Origin of the sequence: Labilibaculum sp. K2S (genome assembly GCF_030372765.1) — a bacterium.
In the GTDB taxonomy this organism is placed as follows: domain Bacteria; phylum Bacteroidota; class Bacteroidia; order Bacteroidales; family Marinifilaceae; genus Labilibaculum.
Genome location: NZ_JAUCMW010000006.1, coordinates 17,473 through 35,693 on the forward strand (window position 1 = coordinate 17,473; position 18,221 = coordinate 35,693).

The window sequence follows — 18,221 nt, forward strand, 5'->3', positions numbered from 1 at the left end:
TGATTTCAATCTATTTTCAATAGCCTGACAATAGATTGAAATCAAAGATAAAGTACCCTAATCCATCAGTAAAATATAAAACTTTGACTTTATGATAATTAAATACAAGACAACATCTTGAATTTCTTTTTTCCCTTTTCTTTTTTTTTGTAACTTATAACTAAGAGTATTCTTCAAATCGTTCTTAAACGGCTTGTCCGTATTGACAAGTGTAAGGAAACATTAAAATTAATATACAAGCTAATCACAGTATTTTAAATTCAAAACCCTATTGCTATGAATCGGAAACTGATATTTCAATTTGGACTCATCATTTCAATCGTATTTGCTTTTTCCTGCCAACCCAATAAAAAAACTGAAGAGAAAGAAAAATACGACTCTGTTATGCAGCGAAAATTGGCAAATTACGCAAAAGTTGAACTCTCCGCCGATTTAAGCAATCTTACAGTAAATCAAATAAAATTATTTTCTCAGTTAATTAGAGTAGCAAATGCTATTGATGAAATTTATTGGCTGCAGGCATATGGTGATAAAAATCAACTTTTAAATAAAATTACTGATCCAGATATGAGGGAATACGCAATGATCAATTACGGCCCATGGGATCGTTTAGATGGATTTGCTCCATTCACCGATGATTTTCCTCCTCGTCCGTTAGGAATTGGTTTTTTTCCTAAAGATATAACTCAAGGAGAATTCTTCTCTTTAAAAAATGACAATAAATACAGCGCCTTTACAACATTAGCCCGTACCGATAATGGATTACTAAAGGTGTTGCCTTACCACATAACTTATCAAAACCAAATAAATAATGCTGTTTCAGCCCTGAAAAGTGCCGCAGAACTCTGCGAAACTGAAGATTTTAAGAAATACCTTTTGCAACGCGCTGAAGATTTACTTTCAGATAATTTCGAGAAAAGTGATCATTTGTGGATAAATCTGAAAAACAATCCCATTGATTTTATTGCAGGACCTATTTCGAACACAGAAGATCATTTTATCTGGACAAAATATTCCTACGGTGCGTTTATTTTATTAAGAAATAAACAATGGACTAAAGATGTTGAAAAATACTCTTTACTACTTCCTTATCTACAAAAAAATCTTCCTGTTTCTGATGAATATAAAAGAGAAATACCCTCTGAATCGGCAGAAATAGTAATTTATGATGTTTTATACAATTCCGGTTATTGCAATGCAGGGAATAAACTAATTGGTTTGAACCTACCTATTGGCAACACTCTGAATAATTCTGCAAAGAAATTACATTTTAAGAATGTAATGCAAGCCAAATTTGATCAAATTCTGCTACCAATTACAAATTTAGTTATCGATGAAAAACAGCGCAAACATGTTTTATTCAAGTCATTTTTTTTAAATACAATTTTTTATGAAATAAGCGATGGTCTTGGAATCTCACAAACCATAAATGGAAAAGGAAGTGTAAAAGAAGCTTTAAAAGATCATTACAATGTAATAAATGAAGTGAAAAATGATGTATTACGAATGTATTTTCTTGGCCAACTTCATGACATGCATGAGATTCAGGATGTTGAACTAATGGATAATTACGTTACCTATATGGCAGATGTATTTAGATCTATTCGCTTTGGGGTAAAGGATTCACAAGGAGTTGCCAACATGATTCGATTTTACTATTTCGAAGAAAATGAGGCCTTTAAATACAACATAAAGAGTGGCACTTATCAAGTTAATTTTTACAAAATGAAAAAGGCCATTGAATCATTATCAAAATTAGTTCTTGAAATAGAAGGAAATGGTGATTATGAAACAGCTGATCAGCTAATTAAAACAAAGGGGTTTATTCATAATGAACTATTACAGGACTTATATCGAATTCAAAGGGCTAAAGTTCCTAAAGATCTCGTTTACGATCAGGGTGAAAAAGTTATTATTTCGAGTAATTAATTCTCATTTTTTATAAAAAAAGGCATCATAAAGGTGCCTTTTTTTATTTCCATTCCGCAGATGAAATATTTATCATATATTTGAATTCTAAACTAAATCCTGAAAATCATACACAAATGATCCGTCTATTTCTTTGTATAATTATTTCACTTCTCTACAACATGAGCACATTTGCTCAAATAGTTAAACTTACCGATTCGAAAACTCACAAACCAATAGAAAATGTATACATATTTGATTCGGAAAAATCAATAATAACAAACAACATGGGAGAAGCAAGCTTGGCTGGCTTCTCAAAAAACAAACTTATTCACTTTCAACATCCTTCTTATAAAAATCTTCAGTTTACTTTTTCAGAAATAGAAAATAAATTATTTATTATCTCCTTACAATCCAACATATTCCCAATATCCGAGGTCGTGGTATCTGCTAATAAATGGGAAGAGAATAGTAATGAGATACCAATAAAGGTGATACAAATAAACAAAGACCAGATAAAACAAAGTACATCTCAAACCAGTGCAGATTTATTAAAGGAATGTAATCAGGTTTATATTCAAAAAAGCCAATTAGGAGGAGGCAGTCCAATGATCAGAGGATTTGCGGCCAACAGAGTTCTCATTGTATTGGATGGTATCCGTCTCAACAATGCCATTTACAGAAGTGGTAACCTTCAAAATGTACTCAATATTGATCCAAACAGTCTTGAATCGGCTGAAGTAATTTTGGGACCAGGCTCTATTATTTATGGAAGTGATGCAATTGGCGGCGTAATGGATTTTCACACGATTAAACCGCGTCTTTCAACTTCTGAAGTCCCCAATATTAACTTCTCGTTCAAATCCAGATATTCATCTGCTAATAATGAAGTAATGAATCATGGCAAATACAATTTTGGAACTTACAAATTGAGTTTAGCAGGTAGTGTTAGCTATTCTGATTTCTCGGATCTAAAAATGGGAAAACACGGTCCGGATGATTACTTGCGACCTCAATATGTTATCAGCAGAAATGACACAGATGAAGTAATCCAAAATCCAAATCCTGAAAATCAAAAACGCAGTGGCTATTCCCAGATCAATGTATTGCAAAAAATACGTTTCAAAGCTTCAGAAACAATGGATTTTCAATACAATTTTCAACATTCCGAAACATCAAACATTCCGAGATACGACCGATTAATACAATATTCAGGTGGTCAGTTAAAATATGCTGAATGGTATTACGGCCCTCAAAAACTTCAATTGCATTCTTTAAAAATTAATAATTCCAAACCAACATTTCTATATAATTCTTTTAAAGTAATAGCTGGATATCAAAACTATCAGGAAAGTAGAAATAGTAGGAAATTCAATTCTTCAACACTGACTAACAGAGAAGAGAATCTTAAAATATATTCAGTAAATGCTGATGCTGAAAAGCAAATAAATTCATTCTCTCAATTGTTTTATGGGAGTGAATGGACTCACAACCGACTAAATTCTTACGGAAATAACACGAATATTTTTTCCAATGAAAAGTTAGAAACATCAAGTCGTTACCCTGATAATTCCAAGTATACCAGTTTGGCATTCTACTCCAACTTAAAATGGAAATTAAACTCAAAATGGATCCTAAATACAGGAATACGATATTCTCATGTTTGGATAACATCTACTCTGGACAATCGCTTTTACAATTTTCCTTTCGATAACTTAAATCTTTCCTCTGGTGCAGTAAATGGTGGTATCGGCATAAGTCATTTATCCAATAAAGGATGGTTGCTCAAAATAAATGCTACATCAGGATTCAGAACTCCAAATATTGATGATGTTGCAAAAGTGTTTGATTCTGAACCAGGGAAAGTTGTTGTTCCGAACAAAAATTTAAAACCTGAAACAGTATATAATTTTGAAGTAAACCTGAGCAAAAATTTTTTCAACACCTTGTTTCTTGACTTAAATGGATTCTACTCCTTCTTAGATAAGGCTATGCTTAGAAAAGATTTTTCGTACAACGGACAAACTACTCTAATTTATGATGGTGAGGAAAGCTCAATTCAAGCCATCGTAAATGCAGATAATGCGAAGATATGGGGAGGTAACTTTAGTGCTTTTTTGAAGTTAACTGATCATTTTTCAGCCAATACAAGTTTTACAATTACAAAAGGGGAATACAAGGATGGCAGCCCGGTGCGACATGTTCCTCCATTATTTGGAAATACGTCGGTAACCTATAAAGCGAAACACTTAACATCAAAACTAAGCCTTGAATTTAATGATGAGATTAGCTATAATAATCTTGCTGACACGGAAAGAGATAAAGCCTATTTGTATGCCAAAGACAAAAATGGAATGCCCTACTCCCCTTCCTGGATGATTGTAAGCTTTAACAATGAAATTAGAATAAGCAAAAAGCTTATTGCTAATATAAGTGTGGAAAACATCTTAAATAAGCGATACCGACCTTATTCATCTGGAATTAGTGCTAGTAGCAGGAATTTTATATTGGGGCTTTCTTATGGGCTTTAAAATAGCAATAGTCAATTACAATTATCTCAATATCCACAACACAGTAATCATCTATACCTCTCAATAATTGACATGAGTAAATCAAAATACATGACTAGATTACTTCCAATACAACAACATAATTTTAGCTCGAATTAAAAATTATTATCACAATTTCTAATTCTTACAACAACCACTATTTTCGGTATTAATCAAAAAAAAGAGCCGAACAAAAGTCCGGCTCCTTCAATATTTTAAATTTTATTTAATTTACGTCAAACCAAAGTTTAGTCGTTGCTTTATCACCACCAATAGCTGCAGCCGCGGCAGTATAGCTATCAATATTCTTATCATTCTCATCATAAGGATATGGGTAACGAACAGGAATATCACCATAATTTAATTCCTCAGGTACATTTAACACAGGAAAATCCAATCTTCTCCATTCAGCCCAACCTTCTACACCTCTGTTATACATTGCTAACCATTTCTGGGTACCAATTTTCTGTTTCCATGTACCAGCAGCAGTCGAATAAGCAACAGATGGTTGAGCTAAGTATGCAGTAGCATCCGCAACAGTACCTCCATAATAAAGAATACTAGCAGTAACACCTTTGTTGTAATGCTCTTCTGCAGTACCACCAACAGAATAACCTCTTTCAACAGCTTCAGCTAAGAAAAATTCCATTTCTGAATAATCTGCTAAAACCACCTCTAAAGTAGGCTCAAAGAACATTGGAGTAAAGTGTGAAAAACTAGCATAAGCACCACCGGCAGTTAAACCATAAGTCAAACCTTTATATTCACCACCAACTTGAGTAAACCATAAGGCACGTCTAGGATCATTCAAGTTATTCATGATATCAATCAATGTATTAGAAGGAACATAATCCGAACGATTATCAATAAAATAACCCTGATAAATTGTGTTCACATAAGGATCTGTTCCAATGTAAGCAAAGAAAGCTCCTTCTAAGTTAGCACTATAAATGCCATTCGAAGATGCTATAGCAGCTTCAACTTTCGTTTTAGAATCAAAAGACGGCACATCGGCCATTCTCATAGCCATTCTAAGCTTCAACGAATTGCCCAAAGTTTTCCACTTATCAATATCACCACTAAAAAGTAGATCTGAATCTCCAAAAGAATCAGCCTCATCAACAAACATGGCCAATGCAGCATCTAAACGAACAAAAAGATCTGCATAAATAGTTGCAGCATCATCATATTTAGGAAGAGTATTATCCAATCCCACCAAAGCCTCAGAATAAGGTACATCTCCAAATGTTTCAGTCAATACAGCATAAGTGTAAACAGTCATAATTTCGATAATCGCTTTCTGATTAGCAGCTATATCAGCAAGGCCACCAGTATATCCAGCAGCATCAATAATCATAGATGCTTCATTAAGATCCATCAATACATCACGATACATCTCACCCCAGAAAGAATCTGGAATACCCCGATCCTGAAAATCATAACGACTTTCGTTAGTATAAGTAGTTTCCATCCAATACTGAGCCAATAAACGAGATATATTTCTGTTTACACTCATATTATCGTATTGCGCAACAAATTGTTGCTGAGCTGCTGTAAATAGTGTTCCTACAGGAACCTCCGTAGCTCTCTTTGGATTGATGTTATCATCCAGCTCACATGAAGAGAACCCCACGCCCATCAATAGGACGCCAATCAATATATATTTTATTTTTTTCATTTGGTCAATTTTCATAAGTTAATTTAGAATCCTAATGTAATGTTAAATCCATAAGATCTTGTTGTTGGGTAAGAAGAGTTGGCAATACCCTGCTTGTTACCAGAACTCTGACCAGTTTCAGGATCAAAACCAGGAGTATTCTTATGTAGAATTAATAAATTACGTCCAATTGCTGAAACTACAGCTTTGGTTAAGAATGTTTTACCAAGAATACTCTTAGGAAGAGAATATGATAACGCAACTTCTCTCAACTTAACGTATGAAGCATCATAAATGTATCTTGCAGTAGGAGTTCTTCCGTAATACTGATCTCCACCCCAAGAATCTGCTCTTGCAAAAGTAGTGTTTTGTGCTCCATCTGCGTATACTGCTTCGGCATGTAAAATACCACCACCATCAGCTACTGCATCACGCTTAGGATTACCCAATGAATTTAAACCAGCAGTTTCTTTATACAAACCGGTAGCTAAACCATACTTACGATCAACAGAATAAACATCACCACCTTGTTGTACATCAATTAATGTACGAAGAGAAAACCCTTTGTAGCTAAATGTGTTAGTAATACCGGCATTCCAGTCTGGCTGAATATTACCAATAACTTCATCAGTCTCATCTGTTTTTAAATAGTATCCACTTGAACTAACTGTTTTTTTACCGTTAGTATAAACAAAGTCGGTGCCTTTTAGCACACCATAAGGCTGTCCAACAGCTGCATTAAGAGTGATATCCCATGCTGAAGTAATCAAAACATTATTAACTCCTGCATACAAAGATTTAACCTCATTCTTATTCTTAGCCCAATTGATATTCATATCCCACGAGAAATCATTTGTTCTAATTGGAGATGCATTAATACCAAGTTCTATACCTTTATTCTCCACTTCACCAGAATTAACATATGCCTGAGAATAACCCGTAGCAAAAGAAACATTTACCGGCATAATCTGATCAAATGAATTTGCTTTATAAAGAGCAAGATCAAATCCAATACGGCTATTAAAGAAATTTGCTTCTAAACCCACCTCGTAACTCTCAGTACTTTCTGATTTTAATTTAGGATTCTGAAGAGTACTATTTACTGAAAATGGAGCATTGTTACCCCAGTTCACATTCTTAGTATAAGTAGATTTTAAATTGTACGGTTGTGTATCATTACCAACTTCAGCATAATTAGCACGAAGTTTTGCAAATGACAAGAAACTTAAGTCTTTTAATCCACCAAGTTCTGAAAGTATTAAACTTGCAGAAACAGCAGGATAAAAATAACTGTTCTCATCTTCAGGAAGAGTAGAAGACTCATCAACACGAATAGATCCTTCTAAGTAAGCAAAGTTTTTATAACCAACAGAAAAGTTAGCATAAGCACTATTTATGTTGCTTTCGTAAAGATTTTCAGTAGGAGATGTTGCTACTGTAGAATTTGCAACAGTATACAATAAAGGAACAATTAAGCCTCCAGACGTTGAAGAGAAAATATCAGAACTTTCATTATCTCTATTTGAGATACCTACAAGACCATTTAAGCTGAAATCATTAACTTGTTTTTTGAATTTCAACATTAAATCGGTATTCAATTCTCTAAAAGTTCTTCTGTAGTTTGAGAACTCAGATTGAGAATTACTATTAACAGCTATTCTTTCATTCTGCTCTTCACTATAATAATCCATAGAAGTTCTGAAAGACAAAGAGAACATGTCATTAAATTTGTAATCTAATGAAGCATAACCAAAAAGTCTGTTTCTCTCATCATCCTCGTAATTCATGTAACGAGTCCAATAAGGATTATTTGCATAAATAGGATCAAGATTTGTTGGACTTTTAGCATTCCATGTACGCTGATCACCATCAGGAGCCAGATAATTATTCTTCATTCTACCAAAATCAAGATTGGTTTGGAACCACTGTGCAAAATTCTGCATTGGGTTATTATCATCATAACCTGTTCCATAACGACCTTTTCCTTTAGTATTCACAAAGTTACCACTAAATTCAGCAGTTAATTTATCGTTTAATTCATAACTCGATCTAAATGAAAGACTATTCTTTTTAATCGAACTGTTTGGAAGAATACCTGTTTCATCAGAATTAGTATAAGCCAATCTAAAGTTATAACCTTCTTTACCACCTTCTAAAGCAACACTATTCACATACTTTATTCCTGTTTCAAAAAAATCATAAACTTTCGATTTAGGAGCAACCCATGGACGCTCTTCACCATAATTATCTGCAGCAGGGTCTAAAGCATCCCAATGAACAACCATCAAGTTTGGATCAAACTTTGCACCCCATGAAGCATCTTCCATTGTAGGAACAACTAATTGAACGCCATTCCCAAAATCTGCCTCATTAAAATAAGCATCCTCATCAGGTCCATAATAAGGACCATAACCAGCACCATATTCATACTGATATTCTGGCATTGTCTCTTTATTAATAGTACTGAAAGTAATACCAGAGTTTACTGTTACACCAATACCTTTTCGACTCTTTCCTTTTTTTGTAGTAATTAAGATCACACCATTAGCTGCACGAGAACCGTACAAAGCTGTTGATGCAGCACCTTTCAAAACAGATACAGACTCAATATCTTCAGGATTGATATCCGCAGCAGCATTTCCATAGTCATAACCACCCCAACCATCTGTCTGATCAGCATCATTAGTGTTACTATTATCAATAGGTACACCATCTACTACAAATAAGGCCTGATTGTTTTGAGTAATTGAAGCAGAACCACGAATCACAATATTCGCAGAACCACCCATTGTATTTGCCTGACGAACTTGAACACCAGCAACCTTACCTGAAAGGGAATTCACAATATTGGTTTCCTTAACTTCGCTCATGCTCTCGCCACTTACTTCTGTAACAGCATAACCAAGTGATTTTTTTTCACGAGTAACGCCTAATGCCGTAACGACAACTTCATCCATACCAATGGATTCAGTTTCCATTACAACGTTAATGACAGTTTTGTCACCAACTTTAATTTCCTGGGTAACCATACCAACAAAACTAATCAACAATACATCTGTCGATTTAGCTTCCAAGGAATATCGTCCGTCAATATCAGTACTGGCACCAATTGTAGTACCTTTTAAAACAACGGATACTCCGGGCATGCCCAGACCATCTTCAGCACTGGTAATAATACCAGAAATCTGCTTGCTTTGCGCATTTACTAATTGCATTCCCATAAAAATGAGTAATGCAAATAGTCCAATCATTTTTTTCATAAAAAAACTTTTTAGTTAGTAATTAAGTAAAGATGCAAAATGGTTAATGGTAATTCTAGATCCTAAAAATAGCATTAAAAAAGCTTTTAACAAAAATTAACACACTTTTAACACTTACTAAACCCATGACATATATCATGTTTTATCGTGTTTTTAGGGGATTCACAAAATAAATCAAATAGTAGTATTGTCTATTTACTTTTAAAAATCAACACTATAGCTTATAAAAAAAAATGCAACATATTAAATTCAAAAAAAAATAAAATAAGTGTGTTTTTTTTGAAAAAACATACTTTACTTTCAAAAATACAAGGTTTTTCCAATCAATACCCCAAAATAAAACAAACAACCATACAAAAAAACAATCACAAACATCCGTGATGCTATACTAAATAAAGGGGTGACTGTAAAAAAAAACAAAATGGGCATCCTCAAAAAATTGAATGATATCTCTCAACAAAATTCATAATTTGCTACATTTGATAAAATTTAAACAACAATGAAAAAAATACTCACAGAATTACAGCCTTCGGAAATTTGGAAACATTTCGAAGATATTTGTCAAGTTCCAAGACCTTCGAAAAAAGAAGATCAAATAATTGACTTCCTTCTTGAATTCGGAAAAAAACACAACCTACCAACAAAAAGAGACGAGATTGGGAATGTATTAATCAGCAAACCAGCTACTCCAGGAAAAGAGAACCTAAAGACGATTGTATTACAATCGCATATGGATATGGTTTGTGAAAAAAATAATGAAACAATTCATGATTTTGATAAGGATCCTATAATTCCATGGATTGATAACGGATGGGTAAAAGCCAAAGGCACAACATTAGGTGCGGATGATGGTATTGGAATGGCTGCAGAAATGGCACTTCTTACCTCAAACAATATTGAACATGGTCCTATTGAATGTCTTTTTACAGTAGATGAAGAGACTGGTTTATCAGGTGCATTTGCCCTACAATCAGGATTTTTTGACGGAGAAATACTCTTAAATCTTGATTCGGAAGATGAAGGTGAGATATTCATTGGCTGTGCCGGAGGCATTGATACGTTGGCAACAATGGAATATACCCAGAAAGATGTTCCAAATGGACATTTTTCAGTACGAATTGATGTAAAAGGTCTTCTTGGCGGGCATTCAGGAGATGAAATTAATAAAGGTCGTGGTAATTCAAACAAAATTTTGAATCGCTTTCTTTGGCAAATAAATAAGAAATATGGTATTCGTATTGCCTGTTTTGAAGGTGGTAATTTAAGAAACGCAATTCCTCGTGAGGCCTACGCGGTCATCACCCTGCCCTCTGAATTCAAAGAAAATGTTCGTGTTGATTTGAATATTTATGCGGCAGAAATGGAAGAGGTTTGGCAAATTACTGAACCTAAATTAAAAATTTCTCTTGAATCTACCGACAAACCAACATTTGTTATTGATGAAGAAAGTTCTTCAAGCCTAATGGATGCCATTTACGCATGTCCGCTCGGAGTTTTCTCCATGAGTTCGAAAATGCCAGGAATGGTTGAAACTTCAACAAACTTGGCCTCTGTTAAATTTTTAGACGAAAATAAAATTCAAATTACAACATCGCAAAGAAGTGATGTGGATAGTGAAAAATACAACATCGCTCAAATGGTTGGCACTTGTCTGACCATGGCAAATGCAAAAATTGTGCATTCAGATGGATATCCGGGATGGGCTCCAAACCCTTCATCAGAAATACTAACTGTTGCCGTAGATTCCTACAAAAAGCTTTTTGGAGTTGATCCTGTTGTCCGTTCAATTCACGCAGGACTTGAGTGTGGACTTTTTCTTGAAAAATATCCTAATATGGATATGATCTCATTTGGCCCTACGCTCAGAGATGTACATTCTCCTGATGAAAAAATTAATATTGAAACGGTAGATAACTTTTGGAAACATCTTCTTGATATCCTCAAAAACGCTCCTGTAAAGTAAAAGAGATCTATCCTCTTCGACACCATATAACGGCAATTCTGAATTCAGAATTGCCGTTTTTTTTTAATACCTTCAATTAATTAATCCATTTATTATAGAACAAGTGGCATGACTGAACTATTTGCTAACCTTCAGGAAATGGACATTTACTCCTTTCCCATTATATGTTTACTTTTGCTGGCGGGATTTGCGGTGGGTGTTATTAATACAATTGCTGGAAGTGGAACCGTAATCTCTTATTCCTTATTTATGTTTTTAGGCCTCTCGGCTCCATTTGCCAATGGAACAATCCGATTTGGTGTGATCCTGCAAACACTTGCAGCCTCCTATAATTTCAAAAAACAAAATGTTTTAGAACTAAAAAAGGGTGTTCTCCTGGCCTTACCTACAGTACTTGGATCTGTTTTAGGGGCACAGATTGCAATAAATATTAACAAGGATCTATTTGAGATACTAATAGCTGGAGTGATGCTTATAATGGGTGTTCTACTATTTTTCAAACCAAATCGATGGCTTGCAGGCTCTAAAATTCTTCAAAGTAAACAATTTGGGTTCAAGCAATTCGCAATTTTCTTTACAATTGGAGTATATGGTGGATTTATTCATATTGGGGTAGGAATTTTTTTAATAGGCATATTGGTTCTGGAAATGGGTTACGACCTGATTAAAGCAAATGCTTTAAAAGTATTTATTGTTTTACTATACAGTCCCTTTGCGTTGATCGTTTTCATGATGAATGATCAAATACATTATGGTATTGGTGCCATTGCAGCTATAGGTAATGTATTTGGAGGTTATGTGGCTTCTCATTTTGCCGTAAATTGGGGTGCCAATTTCATTAGATGGATACTAATGTGCATCATCCTCCTTTTTTGTATCCGATCATCAAACCTATTTCATCTTTAATTAAAGTCCATTTACAACTAAATCTCATACATTGATCAAGTAGTGGTATTTGTATTAATTTTTCATAAACCAATACTCCCCAAATTCCTTTCCAGAATAGGATAAAAAGAGTAGTTTTGTGGGCAATTTTTAATGACTAAGAAGTGAAGCAAGAAGTCTACAATAGTATAGAAACATGGTTTAATAGCTATGTTGCAGGTTTTGAAAATGAGATCGAAGAAATTAAGTCTAATATTAATTTGAAACGAAATCATTCATTTCGTGTAGTTAATTTAATTAAGGAACTTGGTGAAGAATCAGGTTTAGATGAGTCTGATATGATCTTGGCACAAATCTCTGCATTATTACATGATATTGGTAGATTTGAGCAATTGACAAAATTTGGAACATTCTCTGACACAGAAGAAATAAATCATATCCAACTAGGAATTTCCACCATCACCGAAAACAATATTCTATCGGAGCTCACAGAGGAAGAAACGAATGTGGTGATTGAAAGTATTAAAAACCACAATGAATTACTTCTTCCAAAATCAATTGATCCTAAGATTTTGCCTTTTGTTCAAATATTAAGAGATGCGGATAAAATAGATATTCTTAGTGTTGTCTCTGATTATTATTCAAACAACAAACCGGGCAGCAATAAAAGACTCGAAATGGAATTATCGGATAAACCGGAAATCTCTAAAAAGCTTTATCAAAGCATTATTGATGAAAAGCATGTTGACTTTAAAGATGTACTTACACTCAACGATCTAAAGCTTTATCAGATGTCTTTAATTTTTGACCTTAAGTATAAAAAGAGCTTTAAAATCGTAAGTGAAAAAACTTACTTAAAACAAATATTCGAAACTTTACCTAAAAAAGATCTAGTAATTGACATGTACAGGCAGATGAAAATATACCTTGAAAATCAGCTGTAATAAACCATTCCTCCTTAACTTTATCTAGAATCATTTAAAATAACACCCTCAGATTTGATGGTTTAAATTGAATAATGTATATATTTACAGCAGATTATTATTAAAAGAACAAAAAACAATGAGGGATATAGTTTGTAACTGTCAGATGGTAGACCGAAAAACCATAGATAAGGCAATTCATGAGAAAAATTCAACTACAATTGAAGAGATAAGAAGGTACACTGGAGCCAATACCGGTTGTGGGAAATGTATTAGTTACATCAACAGCATATTAGATATTGAAGTCCCTAAAATTGTATCGAAAGTAGAAAATTCAGCACAGAGTAAATTTAAACTTTGGTAACACAATAAAGCTTCGGTATTACCGAAGCTTCTTTTTTTTGATTCAATCAATTTCCTCCAATAAAACCTTTCTCACAACATCAATCACGGTTCCGTCAACCCATTTTATAGCCGCTACAATCTCGTCGGATAAAACACATTTTTCCATAACACCACATATTTCTTCTGCTTCCTTTTTTAATTCGTGGATAGATTTAATAGGCAAATTACTTTCCTTCAACTTTCTCAACAGATCATTACGCAAAGGGTTAATTGCAATTCCTCTTTCGGTTACAATAACGTCTATTAATTCACCTGGACCACAAATGGTTGTTACCTCTTCCCTAACAACCGGAATTCTATTTCGGAAAAGCGGTATGGGTAAAATTACAGTTTTACTAAACAAACAATTTTGCCAGCCTCCAATTCCATGCAGCAAATAACCATCCGAATGTGTAACTACATTTGCATTAAAATTAACATCCACCTCAGTAGCCCCTAAAATTGCAACATCAACCATTCCTGCAAAATTCCCTTTGCCGTGATAGTTGTAACTTGTAAAAGGACTGGTCCACACATGATTTGGGTTTTCCCGCATAGACCTCACTCCTTCCAAATCGAAAGTCTGACCATCCAAAATGTATTCTACAAGTCCTTCTTCAAGCATCTGAACCAAATATTTATTACTACCGCCTCTTGCAAACCTGGCTTTTATGCCTTTTTCTTTCATTATCCTGGCAAAAAATTCACCTATGGCAAGCGAAGTTCCTCCGGCACCAGCCTGAAAAGAAAATCCATCCTTAATAATTCCTGCTTCTTCACAAAATCGCGCAGTCAATTCTGCTATTAATAGACGATCCGGACTTTTCGTAATTTGCGTAGTTCCTGAAATAATTCTTTCAGGAATACCAATTTGATCCATTTCAACAGTAAAATCAACGTAATTTCCTTGAATTTGCCATGGTACACAAGGGAAAGCAACCATGTTATCCGTGGCAACAATTACCCTATCAGCAAACTGAGAATCTGCTAAAGCAAATCCGAGCAAACCTGAAGCTGACTTTCCATTAAGTCCATTTGCATTTCCAAAAGGATCAGCACAAGCGGCTCCAATAATAGCGATGTCAATATGCACTTCTCCATCCTGAATAGCCTGATATCTTCCACCATGAGAACGCAAAACAGCCACACCCTTCATTTTGCCTTCAGAACAATATTTCCCCAAAGGACCATTCATACTTCCCTCGATACGGGAAATGGTGCCATCCTCCAAATATGGAATCAGGTGTTCATGACAAGGAAATGATGCTGATGGAAACCAAATTAGACCCTTCACCCCCATCTCATGCGCGATATCAAACACCCTGTTGGCCAACAAGTCTCCATCTCTAAAATGATGGTGGGTAGAAATCCTCATACCATTAACTAAACCTGCTTTTTGTAATGCTTCTTTTAAATTCTTTACTTTTTTATTACCATCAGCCGGAAAATCAGCATTGGTAGAAATGTAAGAATTATATTTTCTCTTCTTAGGTACAAACTTTCCAACTCCCATATAAGGAATTACCACCTGTCCATTAATTTCAGTTGGGACCATTCGTCCCACAGCATTTTTAATCAATTTAACCGACATATTCGCTCCTCCAATCCTTAGATAGTATTCCAAGACTAATTGCTAATTCAAGTACCTTTAATTGCTGTTTTACCACAGGAGGATCAACCATTTTTGTTCCAACCGATACAACTGCAAGCCCATTCTTCTCTGCTTCATGAAAAGCGTTCACAATTTTCTTTGCTCTTTCGATTTCATTCCAATTTGGTGCGAAATTTTCATGTACTACTGATATCTGCCTGGGATGAATACAGCCCATCCCTTGAAAGCCCAATGATTTCGACCTTTTTACATTTTCGACTAATGCCTCCATATCCCCTACATCTGAAAAAACAGAATCTATTGCCTGTATTCTGACTGCACGGCAAGCATTCACAACCCGCATTCTTGCATACAACGATTCGGTGCCTGTATTGGTTCGCTGAACACCCAAATCTGCCGTGTAATCTTCAAGACCAATTGCCATAGCAACAATATTTCTGGAAGCTGAAGCAATTTCAAAAGCATTTTCAACTCCAAGAGCACTTTCAATGATTGGCATCAAAAAAATATCCTGCATCAAATCTTTACGTTTCTTAATTCTACTGATTTCTTCTTCAACCCTATGAATATCAGTAGCCGACTCACATTTTGGCACTAAAATTACATGCACATTGTGAGGTACAATAAAGGCCAAATCCTCAATGCCCAATTCTCCTTGATTAATTCGAACCATTCTCTCTGCACCGTAGAAATTTTGAGTACGCAAAGCATTTCGCACAATATATCTTGCTTCATTCTTTTTCGTGATCGCTACTGCATCTTCCAAATCAAGGATAATGCCATTGGGTTTATGAAGACCGGCATTAAGCATCATGTAGGGTGTATTTCCGGGCAGATACAGCCTGGAAAACCGAAAACGATCCTGATTTGACTCGTATAAATTTTCGGGGATAAAATCGAAGAGAAATTCTTTTTCAGATGTTATTAATTGCTTAACTGCCACCTCGATTCGTGCAGCGATAACATAAGGCAATGCTCCATTATCTTTAATTGCAATGACAACATTCTCAATCGAAAAAAAAGCGAGTATTGATCTGCAAAGCTTTTCGATTGATTTCCCATAGAAAACTTTCACTTTTGATTCCAATTCAAAATTTACACCTCCAGATTGTTTTAACTCAATACTAACAAAACAATCCCCTTTGCTATTAGAATCACAATTTCCAGACCTGCTAATTTGTTCTCCTAGTTCCATAATGAATGAGATTTAGATCGCCAAAGTTTCCAAAGAAAAAAAGGAGAAGCAAGAACCTAAATAATCAGTTCCCACCACTCCTTTTTATTACCATTTTACATCTGATCAATTAATGTATATAAATATAACATTTTAGACGTGAAAAAAAAATGACAACACTCAAGTTCATGAACCAAAAAAAAAGGTTGTCGAAACCGACAACCCTTTACAATATCTATAATGATGTTTATTACATCAAGAAACTCAATAAAATACCAGCAGCCACTGCCGATCCAATAACACCTGAAACATTAGGTGCCATCGCATGCATCAACAAGTGATTGGTTGGATCATTTTGTAATCCCATTGTTTGAACAACACGAGCACTATCCGGCACTGCAGACACTCCTGCCGCACCAATCATTGGGTTAATCGGACGATCTTTTGGTGAAAGCCAATTCATAATTTTACCAAAAATTACTCCTCCTGCTGTAGCAACGATAAATGAAGCTGCTCCCAATCCAAAAATTAAGATTGAATCTTTAGTCAAGAAAACATCAGCCTGTGTAGATGCCCCAACTGTGACTCCCAACAATATGGTAATTGTATTGATCAATGCATTACTTGCTGTATCGGCCAAACGATTGGTTACAGTTGATTCTTTTAATAAGTTACCAAAGAATAACATACCTAAAAGCGGCAATGCTGTTGGAGAAATAAATGCAGTTAACAACAATCCAATGATAGGAAAAATTATTTTCTCAAGACGACTTACCGCACGTGGTGGCTTCATCTTAATTTTTCTCTCTTTCTTGGTTGTCAACAAATTGATAATCGGAGGTTGAATTACCGGAACCAAAGCCATATATGAATAAGCTGCAATTGCGATAGGTCCGATTAGATTTTTAACAGTTTCTCCATTCGCCATCACATTCATTCCATTTGCCAGTTTCGATGACAAGAAAATTGCTGTAGGTCCATCGGCACCACCAATAATTCCAATTGCTCCCGCCTCCGGTGGAGCAAAGCCCAACCAAAGAGCTCCCAAAAAGGTAACAAAAATACCAATTTGCGCTGCTGCACCCAAAATCATTAATCTTGGATTACTAATTAGTGATGAAAAGTCAGTCATTGCACCAATACCAAGGAATATTAATGGAGGATACCAACCACTAACCACCCCTGAATAGAGGATATTCATTACTGATCCGGGCTCATAAATTCCTAATTTCAAATTAAAATCTACCGCCTGAAACATTGGAATATTCCCAATGATAACACCCATTCCAATTGGAATCAGCAATAGAGGCTCGTAATCGTATTTAATGGCTAAAAAGATAAAAAACAAGCCAATCAACACCATCAGCAAGTTACCTCCTGTAACATTCGCAAATCCGGTAAATTCGTAAAAATTCTTTAAACCAACTACCGCGCCTGAGTTATTCTCACAATCAAGACTAGAGTTAGCAAACTTAAGAAAATCACCATCTACTTTGGCTATACGCGAACCAAGATTTAGAATTTCTGAAGTTGTAAGATAACTATTCGAATTAGAGTTCGGATCAATATTTTTTTGTAAGTGTGTTACAGTTTTTGGATTAAACGTCATTATAACATTTTCCCCTTCTGCTTTCCACTTACCAGTAAAACGCTGCTTTACCGAATCCATGATAAATGTATTATCACTTTTGAATTCGAAAATTTTATATCTTTTTACAGTAATATCGGAATTTCCAACTGGGTTAGGAATATAACCATCTTCATGATTAACCCATTTTCCCGTTGTTAATTTTTCTGCGGTATCCGATGATTTTTGAGCAATGGAGTTAAAAGCTAACCCCATTACCAAAATCATTGAGAATACCAATGAATAAAGTTTTCTCATTATATAGTTTTTGCCTTTTAT

The 18,221-nt window shown here is 34.8% G+C and carries 11 protein-coding genes; 6 read left to right on the top strand and 5 right to left on the bottom strand.

The genetic code is table 11. The features are described from left to right. Positions 1–276 precede the first annotated feature (276 nt). Together QUH73_RS09365 and QUH73_RS09370 are read left to right on the top strand one after the other, a co-directional pair. Positions 277–1,929: a Zn-dependent hydrolase gene (locus tag QUH73_RS09365; RefSeq protein WP_289530174.1), complete on the top strand. Its 1,653-nt coding sequence runs from the start codon at positions 277–279 to the stop codon at positions 1,927–1,929. A 161-nt stretch (positions 1,930–2,090) separates the two neighbouring features. After that, the gene (locus QUH73_RS09370) at positions 2,091–4,439 is read left to right on the top strand and encodes a TonB-dependent receptor (protein WP_289530175.1); all 2,349 of its coding nucleotides are present in this window, start codon (positions 2,091–2,093) and stop codon (positions 4,437–4,439) included. A 244-nt stretch (positions 4,440–4,683) separates the two neighbouring features. On the opposite strand, the gene QUH73_RS09375 is transcribed toward QUH73_RS09370, so the two are convergent. Both QUH73_RS09375 and QUH73_RS09380 read right to left on the bottom strand, forming a co-directional pair. Continuing rightward, entirely contained in the window at positions 4,684–6,135 is a 1,452-nt protein-coding gene (locus QUH73_RS09375; RefSeq protein ID WP_289530176.1) for a SusD/RagB family nutrient-binding outer membrane lipoprotein, read from the bottom strand. Positions 6,136–6,158: 23 nt separating this feature from the next. Beyond that, positions 6,159–9,374: a SusC/RagA family TonB-linked outer membrane protein gene (locus QUH73_RS09380; protein WP_289530177.1), complete on the bottom strand. Its 3,216-nt coding sequence runs from the start codon at positions 9,372–9,374 to the stop codon at positions 6,159–6,161. 499 nt (positions 9,375–9,873) lie between these two features. Here QUH73_RS09380 and QUH73_RS09385 point away from each other — a divergent pair, with 499 nt between their 5' ends. From QUH73_RS09385 to QUH73_RS09400, 4 genes are all read left to right on the top strand, one after another. Continuing rightward, positions 9,874–11,337: an aminoacyl-histidine dipeptidase gene (locus QUH73_RS09385; protein ID WP_289530178.1), complete on the top strand. Its 1,464-nt coding sequence runs from the start codon at positions 9,874–9,876 to the stop codon at positions 11,335–11,337. 108 nt (positions 11,338–11,445) lie between these two features. After that, on the top strand, positions 11,446–12,243 hold the full coding sequence (locus QUH73_RS09390) for a sulfite exporter TauE/SafE family protein (protein WP_289530179.1): 798 nt from the start codon (positions 11,446–11,448) through the stop codon (positions 12,241–12,243). 143 nt (positions 12,244–12,386) lie between these two features. Next, entirely contained in the window at positions 12,387–13,166 is a 780-nt protein-coding gene (locus QUH73_RS09395) for an HD domain-containing protein (protein WP_289530180.1), read from the top strand. Positions 13,167–13,284: 118 nt separating this feature from the next. Then, complete coding sequence (locus QUH73_RS09400) at positions 13,285–13,509, top strand: (2Fe-2S)-binding protein (RefSeq protein WP_289530181.1); 225 nt, start codon at positions 13,285–13,287, stop codon at positions 13,507–13,509. 42 nt (positions 13,510–13,551) lie between these two features. Here the strand turns inward: QUH73_RS09400 and QUH73_RS09405 are convergent, their stop codons facing one another. The 3 genes from QUH73_RS09405 to QUH73_RS09415 all read right to left on the bottom strand — a co-directional run bounded on the left by QUH73_RS09405 (position 13,552) and on the right by QUH73_RS09415 (position 18,200). After that, positions 13,552–15,084, bottom strand: a complete 1,533-nt coding sequence (locus QUH73_RS09405) for a citrate lyase subunit alpha (RefSeq protein WP_289530182.1) — start codon at positions 15,082–15,084, stop codon at positions 13,552–13,554. Between the two features lie 25 nt (positions 15,085–15,109). Continuing rightward, positions 15,110–16,336 carry an aldolase/citrate lyase family protein gene (locus QUH73_RS09410; RefSeq protein ID WP_289530183.1) on the bottom strand — a complete coding sequence of 409 codons (1,227 nt, stop codon included), beginning with the start codon at positions 16,334–16,336 and terminating at the stop codon, positions 15,110–15,112. Between the two features lie 229 nt (positions 16,337–16,565). Further along, positions 16,566–18,200, bottom strand: a complete 1,635-nt coding sequence (locus QUH73_RS09415; protein ID WP_289530184.1) for a sodium ion-translocating decarboxylase subunit beta — start codon at positions 18,198–18,200, stop codon at positions 16,566–16,568. Positions 18,201–18,221: the final 21 nt, after the last annotated feature.